Here is a 16,169-nt window from a genome sequence, read left to right on the forward strand (position 1 = left end):
AATTCTGCCCCCAAGCCAATTCCAACAAGACAGAGGCAGCAGATGGAAAACATAGGCACTTACGTCATCTACGTGATCATGGTGTGCGCCGTGATCGGCGCGATCGCTTCGATCGTCAACGCAGAATCTGAGCTGGCCAAGGAGTTCACCGCCGGCCTGCACAGCATCGGGCCGATCTTCATCCCGGTGGCCGGTATCATGGCCGCAATCCCGTTCATTTCCAGCTTCATCAGCCTCGTCATCGGCCCTCTGTTCCTGGCCATGGGTGCCGACGCCGGCATCGCCGGGCCGATCTTCATCGCTTCGGACCTGGGTGGTTATCAGTTGGCCCAGGCACTGTCGCACAGCCCCGAGGGCTGGATCCTCGGACTGATCACCGGCTTTCAGTGCGGCTCAACGGTCATCTTCGTCATCCCGGTGGGCCTGGCCATGCTCAACAAGGCCGACCACAAGTACATGGCACTGGGCATCATGGCCGGGCTGCTTAGTATCCCGATCAGCATCGTGTTCATCGCCATGGGCATGCAGGCCATGGGCCTGGGCGTACGCCCGGACATCGCCACGGCTGGCGCGGCGACGCAGGCACTGCACTTCACCTTGCCGACCCTGCTGCGCAACCTGTCGCCGCTGATCCTGTTCTGTGTGGCATTGGCGGCGGCGCTGCGCTACTTCCCAAACCTGATGGTCAGCCTGTTCCTCAAGCTCGGGCAACTGATGTATGCGGCGGTGACCCTGGTGCTGGTGGCCTCGATCGTCGAGTACTTTACCGGTGTGTTCACTTCGCTGTTCGGTGGCTGGGGCTTTGCGCCGATCATCGCCGACAAGGCCGACCAGTTCCGCGCCCTGGAGATCGCCGGCTACGTGGGCATCATGCTCTGCGGTGCGTTCCCGATGGTCTACCTGATCAAGCGCTTCCTGTCGCGGCCGATCGAGAAGGTGGCCTCGAAGCTAGGCCTGTCGCCGGTGGGGGCAGCTGGCATCCTCGCCGCTTCGGCCAATATCCTGGCGATGTTCCGCCTGGTGGCCGACATGCCACCGAAGGACAAGGTGCTAGTGATTGCCTTTGCCGTGTGTGCCGCCTTCACCTTTGGCGATCACCTGGCCTATTCGGCCAACTTCCAGCCCACGCTGATCGGACCGCTGATCATTGGCAAACTCGCCGGTGGCCTGTTGGGCATGCTGTTGGCCTACTGGCTGGCGGTACCCAAAGCACTGGAGCTGGGCCGTCAGGAAGAGGAGGCCGAGCTGCTGCCCGCCAGTGCACCGTTGCACTGACAGTCCAGGCATCGTTCAATGCCGTTCGGGCTTGCACAGCCGGGCGGCATTCGCGCCCTCTTCCACACCGCATGGGCAACCGCAATGAACAGCGACGACGCCAACCGCCTGGGCGCGGTCATTCACAGCATCGGCAGCGAAGCACTGGGCCCGGCCCTCGACACTGCGCTCAAGGGCGTGGTTGATTTCGACATGAGCTGCGCCTACCTGTTTCGCTTCAACCAGCCCGCGCTGCTCATTCATGACGGCTACAATCAGCGGGTATCCGAACGTACCCTGAAAGCCTACCTGCGCGGCGGCTATCTGCTCGACCCGTTCTACGTCGCCTGTACCAACAACCATCCCTCTGGCCTTTGGCGCATGAGCGAGTTGGCCCCAGACAGCTTCTTCGCCTCCGGATTTGCCATCTCTCATGATATCCACCCATGCGTCTCGACGCATCACGGTAGCTTGATTGAGGAAATGGGCTTCATTGTCCCGATACGCCCACGTACTGCACTGGTGTACTCGCTGATGCGTGGCCTCGAAAAGGGCGCGTTCGAGGCCAGAGAAGTACAGTCGCTGGCGGAACTAACGCCCCTGGTTGACGCGATATTCAGCCAGCACCTGAAGCTGGCTCACTCACAGGACTTGGCAGATCCGCAGGAATCGGACAGCCAGTTGGAGGACGCCTTTGTTGATATCCTCCAGGGCCAGTTGACCGAAACCCAGCGCCTCGTGGCCAAACTTATCCTGCAGGGCCACAGCAGCCAGTCAATCTCTCGCGAGCTTCGGATTTCAGAAGGTACGGTGAAAGTGCACCGGCATAATATCTGGCAGCGCTTGGGCATTGCGGGGAATGCCGAATTATTTCGTTTGTTTATCAATTATCTTATCAAAAACAGTTAACCTCGCTGGTGCTTGATCTCTGATTCAGCAATCAACGGTGATATCAGTCCCCGGTACGGACGCGCACATGAGCGCATACCCGGGTTTAGCGCTACCGGCATCAATCAGGGGAATAATTCTCCCGTCCAATACGGCGCACTCACAGGTTTGGCATATGCCAGCACGACAATGGGCAGGTAATACCAGCCCCTTGGCTTCTGCGAAGCTAAGGAGGGTTCCATCTGTGGGTTGCCATGATGCAGTGACACCTGACCTGCTGAACGTGACCTGGAATGGCCCACATTCGGGAATTTTGCGCATTTCCACTGGACTGTCAGGAGTCGCGAAGCTGTCCATGTGCAGCCGATCCACAGCGTCCGCTTGAACCACGCTGTTCTTTATCTGGCCCTGAAAGCCTTCGGGCCCGCAAACATGGATGGCAGCGCCACGCTCGGCAGCGTCGGTGATTAACGCGGATATATCCGGCCTGTAGTTGATCGCGCCTTCAATTTCACTGTTCCCCTCGGTCACATGCAGAGCGATAGCACCTTGGCTTAGCTGCCCTACCAGCTTAGTGACCTCATCCCACAGCGCTAAGTCGTCGCTGCATTTGACGGCGTGCACGACCCGTACAGGATGCGGGTAATGTGCTTGCACAAGTGCTGTGAGCTTTGTGATCGTCGGGGTTATGCCTATCCCCGCTGTAAGAAAGAGATTAGCTGGAGCGTCCAGGTTGAACGAATCTGGGCCGGAAGGTCCGGTCAGATGCAGGCGCTGTCCTGTTTCCAATGCATGAATGGCTTGGGAGCCGGCACCACTCCCCTGCTTCACCGTGATGCGTAGCCGATCATCCTCGATGCCAGACACGGTATAGCGGCGCCACGTGCCATCTGTTGTCAGATGGTGAACTGCGACATGCTGCCCAGCCACAAAGCTGTCTAGCGAGCCGAGCATGGCTAGAGGATCTCGTAGCCATACCGAGCGAATACCCGGAGCTTCCTCAACAATCTCAACGACTTCTGCAGGACGCGGCCAGGTAGTCAACGCAGGTGCTCTTGGAACCTTGGCTGCAATTGCCAGCCTTTCGCCGTAATGCGCCTGCGTGCTTGAAATTCTGTCGCCAGGTTGCAGCGATCCTGCTTTCTCGACCTGTGCATAGACGCCGCAATACATGTGACCGAAATGTCGGTTCAGTTGGGCGGGGATGTTGATGTCCAATTCGCCCGTCTGCGGGTTTACCGACGTCGCTCGGCAACGCTTGATTGGCCGGATAATCGAGAGACGGGACTGACCAAAATCTACACCTTTGCCAAGCCACTCGAATTCCGAAAATGGCTCTGCATCGATATAGATATTGCCTCGAAAACGCATGGGGTCGATCGGTACGCCCACTGTAACCGTCTGGCCAACTCACCCCTCAGCACACAGACCAGCTCGGACAAGAACGGGTGGAAAACAAAGCCTTGCCCGCAGGTATACCCATTGAATAAGCCTGTATCTGACGTAGGTCATGCAGAGCCTGCCAGCGGGTCGCAATCGACGATGGCTTCATTGTATACTTCGGCTCCGCATACCCCTTGAGCTACAGGAACATCAGCATGACTGTACTCCAAACGATCTACTGGCAGCCTACGCCGCCTTAGCGCTACGCCCCCTCGCAACAACCTGCTTCCGCTAGCCTCGCTCGCGGGTGCTCACTGCTGTACGCCTGGTTTTACACCTTAAGCACACAGCAAAAAATCCTCAAAATTTGAATTTGTATCGATTCGCTCGCCACTCCCTTGGCGTGCGCGATGCTTTGCCTTGGATATTTATATGCTGCAAAAACTTAGACAAACGTGGTTTTCCAACGTCCGTGCCGACGTGCTCGCGGGGCTGGTGGTCGCACTCGCGCTGATCCCGGAAGCCATCGCCTTTTCCATCATCGCCGGGGTAGATCCCAAAGTCGGTCTCTACGCCTCCTTCTGTATCTGTGCTGTCATCGCCTTTGTCGGCGGGCGCCCCGGAATGATCTCGGCGGCGACAGGCGCCATGGCACTGCTGATGGTTACGCTGGTAAAAGAGCATGGACTCCAGTACCTGCTGGCCGCGACGCTACTATGTGGCGTACTTCAAATCCTTGCCGGCTACCTGAAGCTCGGCTCGTTGATGCGCTTTGTTTCACGCTCGGTAGTCACCGGCTTCGTAAACGCATTAGCGATTCTGATTTTTATGGCGCAATTGCCTGAGCTGACCAATGTCACCTGGCATGTCTATGCCATGACCGCTGCGGGCCTGGGAATCATCTACCTGTTCCCGTATGTACCGAAAATCGGCAAGGTGATTCCCTCTCCATTGGTGTGCATTCTGACGCTGACTGCCATCGCCATTTACCTCGGTTTGGATATCCGCACCGTCGGTGACATGGGCCAACTGCCTGATACGCTCCCGATCTTCCTCTGGCCTGAAGTTCCGCTGAATTTTGAAACCCTGCGCATCATTTTCCCGTACTCGGCTGCGTTGGCAGTAGTGGGTCTACTCGAATCAATGATGACCGCGACCATCGTCGACGACCTTACCGACACCACCAGCAACAAAAACCGCGAGTGCAAAGGCCAGGGTGTGGCCAACATCGCTGCCGGCATGCTTGGCGGCATGGCAGGTTGCGCCATGATCGGCCAGTCGATCATCAACGTGAAATCTGGTGGCCGCACCCGTCTCTCGACATTGTGTGCCGGCGTTTTCCTGCTGCTGATGGTGGTATTTCTTGGCGAGTGGCTCTCCAAAATCCCTATGGCGGCACTCGTGGCTGTGATGATCATGGTGTCCATCGGCACCTTTAGCTGGGATTCCTTGCGTAATCTGAAAGAGCATCCGCTGTCGACCAACCTCGTCATGGTGGCGACCGTCGTGGTCGTCGTGGCCACTCACAATCTGGCTTACGGCGTACTGGTAGGTGTGCTGCTGGCCTCCCTGTTCTTCGCAAACAAGGTCGGGCACTACCTGGATATCAAGAGCACTCTTGAAGAGACGAAATCGCATCGGACTTACCGCGTCGTGGGCCAGGTGTTCTTTAGCTCTGCGGACAAGTTCACTGAGGTTTTTGACTTCAAGGAGGCGCTCAACAAGGTCACCATCGATCTCACACAGGCGCATTTCTGGGATATCACCGCCGTCGCAGCGCTGGATAAGGTCGTGATCAAGTTCCGACGCGAAGGCGCTGAGGTTGAAGTGCTCGGTCTCAATGAAGCCAGCGCGACAATCGTTGACCGCTTCGGCGTGCATGACAAACCCGGTGCCATCGACAAGCTCATGAGCCACTAAGGAGAACGACAATGACCCGCGTAATGGCATGCATTGATAACTCACAATCCTCATTGGCGGTCTGCGATTACGCAGCATGGGCCTCGCAACGACTCAGCGCTCCCCTGACCTTGCTTCATGTGCTGGATAAGGAGAAATATCCTGCATCCGCTGACCTCAGCGGCAATATCGGTCTCGGTAGCAGAGAACATCTGCTGGAAGAGTTGGCCATGCTGGATGCGCAGCGGGCAAAACTGGCGTTGGAGCATGGGCAGCACATGCTTGAAAAAGCTCGCGAGCGAACAGTTCACTCTGGCGCCATGTCACCTGATATGAAGCAGCGCCATGGCCATCTCGTCGAGAGCCTGAGCGATCTCCAAGACGATATTCGGTTACTGGTGATTGGAAGAGTCGGTGAGGACAGCACGCGCAGTGCCCAAAGTCTTGGCAGCCAGATTGAAGCGATAGTCCGAACTATCCACCGCCCCACCCTGATTACAACCAGCCATTTCAGGAAACCTGAAACGGTCATGGTGGCATTTGACGGCAGCGCAACAGGCCACAAGACCTTACAGATGCTTGCTTCAAGCCCGCTGTGCGAAGGCCTGCCAATTCATATCGTCATGGTTGGAACGGATTCTGAAGACAACCAGAACGCGCTGGAGAAGGCACGAACCACGCTTGCGTCTTCCGGCTCGCTGGTGCATTCCGAGATCCGCCCAGGCGAAGTAGAGTCCACACTGCATGCGTATCAGGCAGAGCACGGCATTGACCTCTTGGTCATGGGGGCGTACGGGCACTCACGCATCAGGCAGTTTCTGATAGGCAGCACGACCACGACGATGCTGCGTACATCCACTGTACCCTTATTGCTGCTTCGCTGAGCCAGTTCCACTGGCCACAGTATTTCCAGAACTGAGGAAATACCGTGGCCACCCTGGACGATGACTAACTGATCTTGCCGCTACGAGACCACATGCAACTCATAACTGAAATTGTTCACCCCGAGCTGAAATCCAAGCAGGGCAGAGTATTCCGTCGACATGCAGCTCGCGGCATCGTGATGCGGGGTGAACAGATCCTGTTGCTGTTCACCGAGCGCTATAACGATTTCAGCTTTCCTGGAGGCGGCCTTGATGGTGACGAGGACATTGTCGCAGGCCTGAAGCGTGAGCTTGAGGAAGAGACTGGTGCTCGTGAAATACAGGTGCTCCAGCACTACGGTTACATCGAGGAGTACCGGCCCTACCAAAAGCCACAGTACGATCTGATGCACATGACCTCGCATTTTTATCAATGCGAAGTAGCGCCCCAGCTAGAGCCGGTGAGAATGGAAAGCCACGAAATCGCTAATGGTATGCGGCCTGTCTGGATCAACCTGCATGAAGCCATCGCACACAATGAAGCCGTCATGCAGCGTCACGAGTCTTCGATGGGGCAGTCAATTCTGCGCGAAACCTACATGCTGAGAAAAGTCGCTTCCGAATTGTTGATGCCAATCAGCCTTTGAGCTGACTATTTGGCGAAGTCCACTTAGCCTGCCTCAGGCAAGCATCCAATGCTGCGGGAGTAATTGCGTGATTTCGCTCGCCCGCTGTGTCGGAAGCCGCATCAGTACATCCTTGAGATAGGCATACGGATCGTGCCCATTCATACGCGCCGACTGGATCAGGCTCATGATTGCCGCCGCCCTTTTTCCACTGCGCAGCGACCCGGCAAATAACCAGTTCGAGCGCCCAAGCGCCCACGGCCGGATCAAATTCTCGATCTGGTTATTGTCGATGGGCACAGCACCATCTTCCAGGTAGCGCGTCAGCGCTACCCAGCGTTTAAGGCTGTAATCCAGGGCCTTGGCCGTGGCCGAACCCTCGGGCACAAGTTCGCGTTGGGCCAACATCCACTCATGCAGTTTTTCAGCGATGGGCACCGCTGTTTCCTGACGTAATCGCCAGCGGGCTTCGTCGCTCATTTCCTTGGCGTGTCGCTCGACTTCATACAACCCGCCAATCGAGTGAAGCGCCTGCTCCGCCAACTGGCTTTTATTGGCTGCATGCAGGTCGAAGAATTTGCGGCGTGCATGGGCCATGCAGCCGATTTCGGTGATGCCCAGCTCGAAGCTGGCCTTGTAGCCGGCGAAGTCATCGCAGACCAGCTTACCGTTCCACGTGCCCAGGAAGTTACGCGCATGTTCGCCGGCACGGCTGGGGCTGAAGTCGTAGACCACGGCCTTTAGGGCCGAGAAAGGCGTGGTGCTATAGGCCCACACGTAAGCGCGGTGGGTTTTCTTTTCGCCTGGTGCGAGCATCTGAACCGGGGTCTCATCGGCGTGGATCACGCCCTGGGCCAACACATGCTCACGCAGCGCATCGACCAGAGGCTGGAGCTGCACACCGGTCTGTCCGATCCATTGCGCCAGTGTCGAACGGGCGATGGGCAGTCCGGCCCGACCAAAAATCTTCTCCTGCCGGTACAGCGGTAAATGGTCGGCGAACTTCGCCACCATCACGTGGGCCAAAAGGCCTGCGGTCGGGATGCCCTTGTCGATCACTTGGGCCGGTACAGGCGCCTGGATCAGTGTTTCACACTGACGGCACGTCCATTTTCCACGCACATGCCGCTCAACTGTGAACACGCCCGGAGTGTAATCGAGCTTCTCGCTGACGTCTTCGCCGATTCGCTGAAGCTGGCAGCCGCACACGCACTGAGTATTCTCTGGTTCGTGACGGATCACGGTTCGCGGAAACTGCGGCGGCAGTGGTGCACGCTTGGGCTTATGACGTGGCTCGGCCGGTGCGGCCGGCGGATTGGCTGCCTTCAGCTCGGCTTCGATAGCTGCGATATCGGTATCGAGCAGATCATCAAGCAGACTGCCTTGGTCGGGGCTCAGTTGCTCGCTGCGCTTGGCGAACTTGTGTCGCTTGAGGATGGCGATTTCATGAGCCAGTTGCTCGTTGACCGTTTCGAGGCGTTGGATTTTCTGGCTCATGGAGTCGACCTGGGACAGCAACTGCATAGCCTGTTCGGCCAAGCCGCGCAGCTGTTCCGGTGTCATCTGGTCGAGATTGGGCGAGGAAGTCATGCCGCTGATTGTGTCAGAGCAGGTCGTCAACAGCGATAAACCGATGGGCTAATGGCAGGGGCTAAAGCACTGTGATCGCGCTGCCTGCGCCGACCCGCTGCCACGGCAAACCCAGTACCAAGGCTTGAAGTTGCTCGTTATCGAGTTCGACTTCCGATCCGTGACGGATGCCGGGCCAATGAAACTTGCCTTGGTTCAATCGTCGCGCTGCCAGCCAAATGCCCACACCGTCATGCACCAAGACTTTCATTCGGTTGGCACGGCGATTAGCGAAGAGGTATGCGCAGTGCGGCTTCGCCACACCGAACACCGCGATCACCCTGGCCAGCGCGGTCTCGGTACCGGCGCGCATGTCCATAGGCTCGGTGGCAAGCCAGATGGCATCGATCCGAATCATTCCAACAGGTCTCGCAGAAAGGTGGCACAGGCGACAGCGCTTTCGGTCGGCCAGTTCACTTTGACGGTGCCACGCGGGTGCTGGATTTCAATGCAGATACTTGATGAAGCTGCCTGCGAATGTCCTCCGGCTAGCGGCAAGGGCACTGGAATGAAAGCAGGTTGCAGCGCCATAGTTTTGTTCGTGAGTACCCTAATCCATTTATGTACGAGGTTCGCGTTAAGGCTGTGCTTCTGCGCGACGCTGGCAATCGATGCGCCGGGCTGGGCGCACTCTTGGACAACTTGGGCCTTGAAGGATTTTGAATAGGAACGGCGTTGTGACTGCATGGAAAGACCCGCTTAAAAGGCTAGAAATGGTGTCCACTTAAATTAGGTGGACACCATCGCCTTTGGCGTCGGGGTCAGGAAGGTGAGTTGGCCGGACGGTTACCGCCCACTAGCGTAGACAGCGCCTCTACTGTCCTCACATTGATAATGGAAAGTGCCGAGTCGTCAAAATCCCAGTGGCCGAGACAGTCGTTTCGATGAACAACGCGTGCTTGCACACCAAAAAACTCGGCCAGTAGTTCTGGCTCTGTCAGCAAATCTCCACGAGGCACCGGCTGCCTTTCATGGAGCGTCGCTGCGCCCAGGCTTTTGCCAGGCAAAAAATGGACAAGCGCAGGATTAGTCGTGAGCTGCTGATACGTGGCGGCGCCAGCCGCCGTTCCACTTCGTGTAATGGCTACCGCACGGTCGCCTGGAAAACCTTTCCCGTATTCCAGCGGGACACAGTCCAGCCTTTCACCTTCGAAGCCCTTTATTGGATAGCGGAACAGCGAAACGACGTGAGCCATCTGACATGCCCTCTTCACAAATTCGTAGGAATCACTTGAAGCCCAGCGTGACCTGACGGGGATGAATTGTTCGATGCATGCAATGCCGATCACCCGGTCGCTCGCCACGGATGCAAAAAAGCCACTGCCCGGAGGGGCAGTGGCCGGGTCCGCACCGAACTCCGTCAGAACAGCGCGGTATCAGGACGCAGGCGATTGAATCACCCGCGTCCCACCAGTCACGAAGCGTTAATCCAAATGGTCTTCAGCTCCGTGTACTGATCATGGGCCCAGATGGACTTGTCCCGCCCACCGAAGCCAGACTCCTTGTAACCACCGAACGGCGTAGTCACATCCCCTTCGCCGAAACAGTTAACCGTGACCACGCCCGCACGGATTTCACGCGACAGGCGCAGCGCATTGCGCAGGCTGCCGGTGTAGGCCGAAGCGGCCAGGCCGTAGACGGTATCGTTGGCCAGCTCAATCGCCTCATCGATGGTCTCGAAGCTGGTCACGCTCAGCACCGGGCCAAAGATTTCCTCGACGAACAACTTGTTGTCGCGGCCAACGTTGTCGACGATGGTCGGTTGCACGAACACGCCTTCCTCGGTTTCGCCGCCCTGAACGATGCTGAGTTTCTGCTCGCCCGCGTATTCCAGGTACGACTTCACCTTCTCGAAGTGCGACTTGCTCACCATGGCGCCCAGACGGTTGTCCGGGTCGAGCGGATCGCCCAGCTTCCAGTCCTTCAGGTGCTTGGCGATCAGGCCCAGCAGTTCGTCTTTCACGTCCTTGTGTACGATCAGGCGCGACGAGGCCGAGCAGTTTTCGCCCATGTTCCAGAACGCACCGGCGGTAACGTACTGGGCCACTTCGTCGAGGTCTTCGCAGTCGTTCATGACCACCGCCGGGTTCTTGCCACCCAGCTCCAGGACGATGCGCTTGAGGTTGGACTCGGCGGCGTATTTCAGGAACAGGCGACCGGTGTCGGTGGAACCGGTGAAGCTGACCATCGGGATGTCCATGTGGCGGCCGATGGCTTCGCCCACTTCACGGCCACCCCCAGGCACCAGGTTGAACACGCCTGCAGGAATGCCAGCCTCGTGGGCCAACTCGGCCACGCGCAGGGCGCTGAGGGTGGTTTCCTTGGCCGGTTTGACCACGATCGAGCAACCGGCGGCCAGCGACGGAGCGATCTTCCAAGCCAGCATCAGCAGCGGGAAGTTCCAAGGCAGCACCAGGCCGACCACGCCGATGGCTTCGCGCACGACCATGGTTACGGCAGCGTTGCCGGTTGGGGCAGTGGCGTCGTAAATCTTGTCGATCAGCTCGGCATGCCAGCGGATGGTGTGAATCGTTTCCGGCACGTCTACGGTCTGGCATTCGCTGACCGGCTTGCCGCTGTCCAGCGCTTCAAGCACCGCCAATTCGTGGGCGTTGTCTTCCAGCAATTGGGCGAACTTCTGCAGCACATGCTTGCGGTCGTTCGGCTGCATCTTCGACCAGGTGCCCTCTTCGAACACGCGCTTGGCCGCAGCCACGGCGACGTTGACATCGTTGACGTCGCAGGCGGCGACTTCTGCCAGTTGCTTGCCGGTGGCCGGGTTGGTGGTGACAAACGTGCGGCCGGAAATGGCATCGCGGAACTCACCGTCGATGAACGCCTTGGTGCGCAGTTGCAGGTCGGCAGCGATGGCCGCGTATTGTGCCTTGCTCAGCAATTCAGCCATGTTCCAGTCTCCTTATTTGATCTGGGCGATGGTGGCTTTCAGTTCGGTGACCACACGCTTGAGTTCCTGCTTTTCAGCCTCGTCCAGGTCGTACAGCGGCTTGCGTACGCCGCCGGTCTTCAGACCGTTCAGAGCGACACCGTTCTTGATGGCCTGTACAAACTTGCCACCTTCGAGGAAGTCCATCAGCGGCATCATGGCTGCCATGATCTTGCGGCCTTTGTCGAAGTTCTTCTCGATCACGCAGGCCTCAAACAGCGCCACGTGCTCACGTGGAATGAAGTTCGAGCCGGCGCAAACCCAGCTCTTGGCGCCCCAGGCGAAGAACTCCAGGGCCTGGTCGTCCCAGCCGCACGAAAGCTGGATGTTCGGGCGCTTGATGGCCAGGCGATGCAATTGGGCCATGTCACCGGAGCTTTCCTTGATGGCGACGATGTTCTTCACATCGGCCACGGCGTCAAAAAACTCTTCACCCATGCTCACGCTCATGCGGCCTGGGTAGTTGTAAAGCATGATTGGCAGGCCGGCGGCAGCGTCGACTGCTTTGACGTGCAGGGCGATTTCCTGCTGGGTCGGCAACGCGTACGGCGGGGTACCGACCAGCAGCGCATCGGCCTTGATTTCCTTGGCGTGCTGGGCGAAAGCCACAGCGTCTTCGGTGCGAATGCCACCGGTACCAACGATCAGCGGCAAGCGACCATTGAGCACATCCTTGGCTTGGGCAGCCAGTTCGATGCGTTCTTGAGTGGTGTGGGCATAGTATTCACCGGTCGAGCCGCCGATGATCACGCCGTGAATCTTCGAGTCGACCAAGTACTCGAGCACCTCGGCGAAGGCCGCTTTGTCGATCGAGCCGTCCGCTGCCAGTGGAGTGATTGCCGGGGTGTAGATGCCTTCAAATTTCACGGTAGATTCTCCAAGGATACATTTGGTAGTGAAAGCCGCGACGCAACGCGCCGCGACGGCTGTGTTTCAGGTCAGGCGAGCGAGGCGGCCTGTTGCAGATTCATTGATCGGGTTTCGGGCGCCAGCGCGAAGGAGAACGCCAGGCCGACGAAAGTCACTGCTGCGGCGGCGTACATGGTTGCGCCGATTCCGTAGGTATCGAGGGCAATCGGGACCAACCAGGTTCCGACCGCAGCGCCGACCCGCGACATAGAGGTGCCCACACCCACCGCACCAGCGCGAATTTCGGTAGGGAAGAGTTCGTTGGGGTAAACAAGCTGCAACACTTGGGCACCGCCGATAAACAGTGCATAGGCGCCGAACAAGGCCAAAATCAGCATTTCCGAACCGCTACTGAATGCGCCCAGGCCCAGCAACGCCAGCCCCGACCACAGGAAGCTGTGCAGCAGCGTGGTACGCCGGCCAAGCCCGTTGATCAGGCGTGTAGCAATGATGCAGCCGACTACGAATAGACAGGTGATGGCGACAGAGCCGATCGACGCCCACTCACCTTTGAGGTTGAGCGCGCCCAGAACCTTTGGGGCGAAGGCATAGACGGCAAACACCGGAATAACCGAGCAGGTCCAGAACATGGTGACGAACAACATGCGTTTGCCATAGCCGGAGTGCAGCAGGCTGAGGAACGACAGTTTTCGCGTTTTAGGCTCTTCTGGCAGATTGCGCAGAGAGAAATCATTGCCATATACACGCTTGATAATCTGCTCGGCCTCGGCGCTGCGGCCCTTGCTGATAAGCCAGCGTGGCGACTCAGGCGTACCAAGGCGCAACATGAACAACACGCTACCGACTACTGCTGCACTGGCCAGGACCATGCGCCAGGCATCATCGCCACCGTGATGAAGAATCGCTTCCCCAACCATGTAGGCCACAGCTGCGCCTGCGAACCACAGCACAGTAAGGGTGGCCAGGCGAGGCCCCCGATTCTTCTTGGGCAGGAACTCGACCAGCAGCGAAGTGGCCACCGGATATTCAATGCCGACCGCGATGCCAATGGCAAAACGCAGCAAGAACAGCGCAAGCGCTGACTCCACCCAGAACTGCGCGACTGAGGACAGAACGAACAGAGTCGGGCCGACGAAGAAAACGCGTTTGCGACCGAAGCGATCAGTCAACCAGCCGCCGAAGAAGCCACCGAAAAAAATGCCGATCAGCGCCGAGGCCGCGATCATGCCCTGCCAGAAGCTGGACAGGCCAAGCCCGGCGGACATCTGCGCCATGGCCACGCCAACGATGCTAAGCACATAGCCGTCAACAAATGATCCGCCGCCAGAGCGTACCGTCAGAAACTGATGAAAACGATTAATAGGTACGTCTTCGATTGATACATTGGAATTTGTCATTATTTTCTCCTGCCACGACCAAAGTGCTGCCTGTTCAAGGGCGAACGGATCCGCGAAGCTGAAAACCTATTCAGCTCCGTCTCGTCGAAGTGCGCTTCGACCCTAAACAGCACGCAATAGAAACCGCAGGCCTGGCAAATTACTGCCCGGCAAATATCAATAAGTTATAGCGTCTTGAATTAACTCAGCTTTCTTTTCCGGCGCGGTACTGTCCCCATTTCAGATTCAGGTTCAAACCCAGCGACACCAAGGGCGCCGGTGGGTTCGCGCACGGTCCTGGTGCTTGGCGAACAAAATCGATCAGTTCGTTCTTCTCACCGGCTAGCCAGTCAGCCAAAAGTTTGCCGGTCGCGGTGCCACGAGTAACACCCAAGCCATTGCAGCAAAGGGCACCGTAAACATTAGGCGCTAACTCTCCAAAATACCCCATGTGGTTGCGCGACATTGCCAGTGCACCGCCCCAGGTGTATTCGAAGGGCATATCTGGCAGCATCGGGAATCGACGTTCGAAGGCGTCACGATGACGAACCACGAAGCGTTCGAGGTATTTGCGATTGGCACGGCCGTCAGGGTTGAAACTGAAACTGTTACGGATCAACAAACGGTTGTCTGGCGTGCGACGCACAGTGGTGCCGAATGGATCAGCGGGAATGACGCCCCAGTATGGCTTGCCGCCTAGCCTCGCCTGCTCCTCTTCGTTCATCGGACGGGTCAGGCTGGCATAAGTGAATACCGGCAACATGCGGCCTTTGAGGAAGCCGAAACTCATACCGAAAGCGTTGGTAGTGAGCACCAGCTTGTCAGCCGTGATCGAGCCATTGGCATGCTTGAGCACAGTCTTTGTGCCGTACTCGATTTCGGTGATCGGAGTCTGCTCATACAGCGTGACATTCGGCGGCAGATTATCTGCCAACCCTTTGACCAAGGCCGAGGGCTGAATAAGAGAAGTACCCGGAGTGAACAGGGCCTTGCGGTAGAAGTGGGTGCCGATATGCTCTGGAAGCTGATCGGCGTCAATCATCTCGTAAGGCTGATCGAGCTTGTCCAAACCGCGCCGGTAGGCATCCAGGACGGCAATGCCACGTGGCTCTACGGCAGCTTGGTACTTGCCGCAATGCTTCATCTGGCAATCGATCTGATAACGTTCAACCAGTTCCTTGAGGAATGACTGTCCGCTGAGATTGAGCTTCAGCGTGGTTCTGGCGATGGCGATGTCACCAATGTAATCGTCGGCGCCGATGTCATGAGGCAGGTCGATGGCAAAACCAGCATTGCGTCCCGACGAACCGAACCCCACTTCCTGAGCTTCGATGAGCACGACCTGGTCATCCGGAAAATTCAACGCCAGCTGGCGTGCAGCGGCTAACCCGGTAAAGCCAGCGCCGACCACAACCCAACGTGCGGCGGTGTGCCCGTGGTGCGGAGCTTTGATCTGCCGTCCTTTGCTCAGGTGGTACCAACCACACGTGGTGTCGTCGGCGGGCAACGAGGTGATCTTTGTCATTTCAGGAACCAGATATTGTTGTTAGCGTCTGTTCCTCATCACGCCTCGCCAAACCCGGCATCCTGCCGGGTGTTGGCGCGCGGTGAGCATTACTTCATAAGGCCAGTGCCACTTCCATCCCTTGGGGCGCCGCGTATTCGGCCATGCGGCGACGGGACAACTCGAAGTGCTCGCGCACAAGCTGTCCGGCAGTTTCAGGATCTCGACGCTCGATGGCCTCGATCATTTGATCGTGCTGCTGGCAGGCGAGCTCTAGGTCGCGCTGCATATCATCAGTGGTCGGATGTCGATAGAAGATCTTGCCCAGCCTTGTGTGGTCGATCAGAAGGCGCCGCAGGCTGGGCAACAAGTAGTCGTTATGCGCCATCCGGCCGATCTCCAGATGGAAGGCATCGTTGTAGAGCACACGGTTTTCTACATCACGCTGTTCAATGGCCTGACGGAACATCGCCTGAATGGCCTTAAGGCCCTCGATCTCACGCGTCGTTGCATGTGTAGCCGCCAACTGAGTGGTCGCTATGTAGATCAACGGCGCAGCCAAGAAAAAGCTATGCAAAGAATCGTGGTTCATCGCAGCCACGCGAGGTGCTCGATTAGCCTCCAATTCTATGTAGCCCTCAGCAGCGATCTGTCTCAGCAGCTCGCGAACCGGCGGGCGGGACAGGCCGAACTCCTCACACAAGGCCAGCTCATCGACCACCGCGCCAGGTGCCAGCTCCATGCTCAGGATGCGCCGACGCAAGGCATCAGCAAGGACGCCCTTGCGGTCCAGCGGCACCTCACCGATCAGTGGATGAGCCTCAGCGGTTGCTTTCATGGCGGCTTTCTTGGTTGTCATATTGTTGTGTCTACAATTTGTATAATGAATATAGGGTTCGTTAGACAATGTGTCTACTGGTTTTTCGACCATCG

General features: G+C 57.7%; 15 protein-coding genes. 5 read left to right on the forward strand and 10 right to left on the reverse strand.

What is annotated here, in order from left to right; all coding sequences use genetic code 11:
- Positions 1-42: 42 nt before the first annotated feature.
- Positions 43-1,275, forward strand: coding sequence for an ethanolamine utilization protein EutH (gene eutH, locus ACK56M_RS29015; protein ID WP_411959185.1), 1,233 nt, complete (start codon positions 43-45; stop codon positions 1,273-1,275).
- A gap of 84 nt (positions 1,276-1,359) precedes the next feature.
- Positions 1,360-2,163 carry a LuxR C-terminal-related transcriptional regulator gene (locus tag ACK56M_RS29020; protein ID WP_405047042.1) on the forward strand — a complete coding sequence of 268 codons (804 nt, stop codon included), beginning with the start codon at positions 1,360-1,362 and terminating at the stop codon, positions 2,161-2,163.
- Positions 2,164-2,187: 24 nt separating this feature from the next.
- On the opposite strand, the gene ACK56M_RS29025 is transcribed toward ACK56M_RS29020, so the two are convergent.
- Positions 2,188-3,513 carry a 2Fe-2S iron-sulfur cluster-binding protein gene (locus tag ACK56M_RS29025; protein WP_411959186.1) on the reverse strand — a complete coding sequence of 442 codons (1,326 nt, stop codon included), beginning with the start codon at positions 3,511-3,513 and terminating at the stop codon, positions 2,188-2,190.
- A 444-nt stretch (positions 3,514-3,957) separates the two neighbouring features.
- Here ACK56M_RS29025 and ACK56M_RS29030 point away from each other — a divergent pair, with 444 nt between their 5' ends.
- From ACK56M_RS29030 to ACK56M_RS29040, 3 genes are all read left to right on the forward strand, one after another.
- A complete protein-coding gene (locus ACK56M_RS29030; RefSeq protein WP_009684101.1) occupies positions 3,958-5,445 on the forward strand; it encodes a SulP family inorganic anion transporter in 1,488 nt (495 codons plus the stop codon).
- 11 nt (positions 5,446-5,456) lie between these two features.
- Positions 5,457-6,308: a universal stress protein gene (locus ACK56M_RS29035; RefSeq protein ID WP_012316922.1), complete on the forward strand. Its 852-nt coding sequence runs from the start codon at positions 5,457-5,459 to the stop codon at positions 6,306-6,308.
- 92 nt (positions 6,309-6,400) lie between these two features.
- Entirely contained in the window at positions 6,401-6,934 is a 534-nt protein-coding gene (locus ACK56M_RS29040; protein WP_009684099.1) for an NUDIX hydrolase, read from the forward strand.
- A 33-nt stretch (positions 6,935-6,967) separates the two neighbouring features.
- On the opposite strand, the gene tnpC is transcribed toward ACK56M_RS29040, so the two are convergent.
- The 9 genes from tnpC to ACK56M_RS29085 all read right to left on the reverse strand — a co-directional run bounded on the left by tnpC (position 6,968) and on the right by ACK56M_RS29085 (position 16,074).
- A complete protein-coding gene (gene tnpC, locus ACK56M_RS29045) occupies positions 6,968-8,503 on the reverse strand; it encodes an IS66 family transposase (RefSeq protein ID WP_009684098.1) in 1,536 nt (511 codons plus the stop codon).
- A gap of 61 nt (positions 8,504-8,564) precedes the next feature.
- Entirely contained in the window at positions 8,565-8,900 is a 336-nt protein-coding gene (gene tnpB, locus ACK56M_RS29050) for an IS66 family insertion sequence element accessory protein TnpB (RefSeq protein ID WP_009684097.1), read from the reverse strand.
- Complete coding sequence (gene tnpA, locus ACK56M_RS29055; RefSeq protein WP_009684096.1) at positions 8,897-9,229, reverse strand: IS66-like element accessory protein TnpA; 333 nt, start codon at positions 9,227-9,229, stop codon at positions 8,897-8,899. Before tnpA ends, tnpB begins: the two co-directional genes overlap by 4 nt.
- Positions 9,230-9,303: 74 nt before the next feature.
- On the reverse strand, positions 9,304-9,738 hold the full coding sequence (locus ACK56M_RS29060) for a hypothetical protein (RefSeq protein ID WP_411959187.1): 435 nt from the start codon (positions 9,736-9,738) through the stop codon (positions 9,304-9,306).
- Positions 9,739-9,956: 218 nt separating this feature from the next.
- Positions 9,957-11,447 carry an aldehyde dehydrogenase gene (locus tag ACK56M_RS29065; RefSeq protein ID WP_411959188.1) on the reverse strand — a complete coding sequence of 497 codons (1,491 nt, stop codon included), beginning with the start codon at positions 11,445-11,447 and terminating at the stop codon, positions 9,957-9,959.
- Positions 11,448-11,459: 12 nt separating this feature from the next.
- Positions 11,460-12,353, reverse strand: coding sequence for a dihydrodipicolinate synthase family protein (locus tag ACK56M_RS29070; protein WP_405047036.1), 894 nt, complete (start codon positions 12,351-12,353; stop codon positions 11,460-11,462).
- A 71-nt stretch (positions 12,354-12,424) separates the two neighbouring features.
- A complete protein-coding gene (locus tag ACK56M_RS29075) occupies positions 12,425-13,753 on the reverse strand; it encodes an MFS transporter (protein WP_015268381.1) in 1,329 nt (442 codons plus the stop codon).
- Positions 13,754-13,937: 184 nt separating this feature from the next.
- Positions 13,938-15,257, reverse strand: a complete 1,320-nt coding sequence (locus ACK56M_RS29080; RefSeq protein WP_289331932.1) for an NAD(P)/FAD-dependent oxidoreductase — start codon at positions 15,255-15,257, stop codon at positions 13,938-13,940.
- A gap of 94 nt (positions 15,258-15,351) precedes the next feature.
- Positions 15,352-16,074, reverse strand: a complete 723-nt coding sequence (locus tag ACK56M_RS29085; RefSeq protein WP_015268383.1) for a GntR family transcriptional regulator — start codon at positions 16,072-16,074, stop codon at positions 15,352-15,354.
- Between the last annotated feature and the right edge of the window lie 95 nt (positions 16,075-16,169).

The sequence above is a fragment of the Pseudomonas sp. s4 genome (genome assembly GCF_046764235.1).
In the GTDB taxonomy this organism is placed as follows: Bacteria; Pseudomonadota; Gammaproteobacteria; order Pseudomonadales; family Pseudomonadaceae; genus Aquipseudomonas; species Aquipseudomonas asiatica.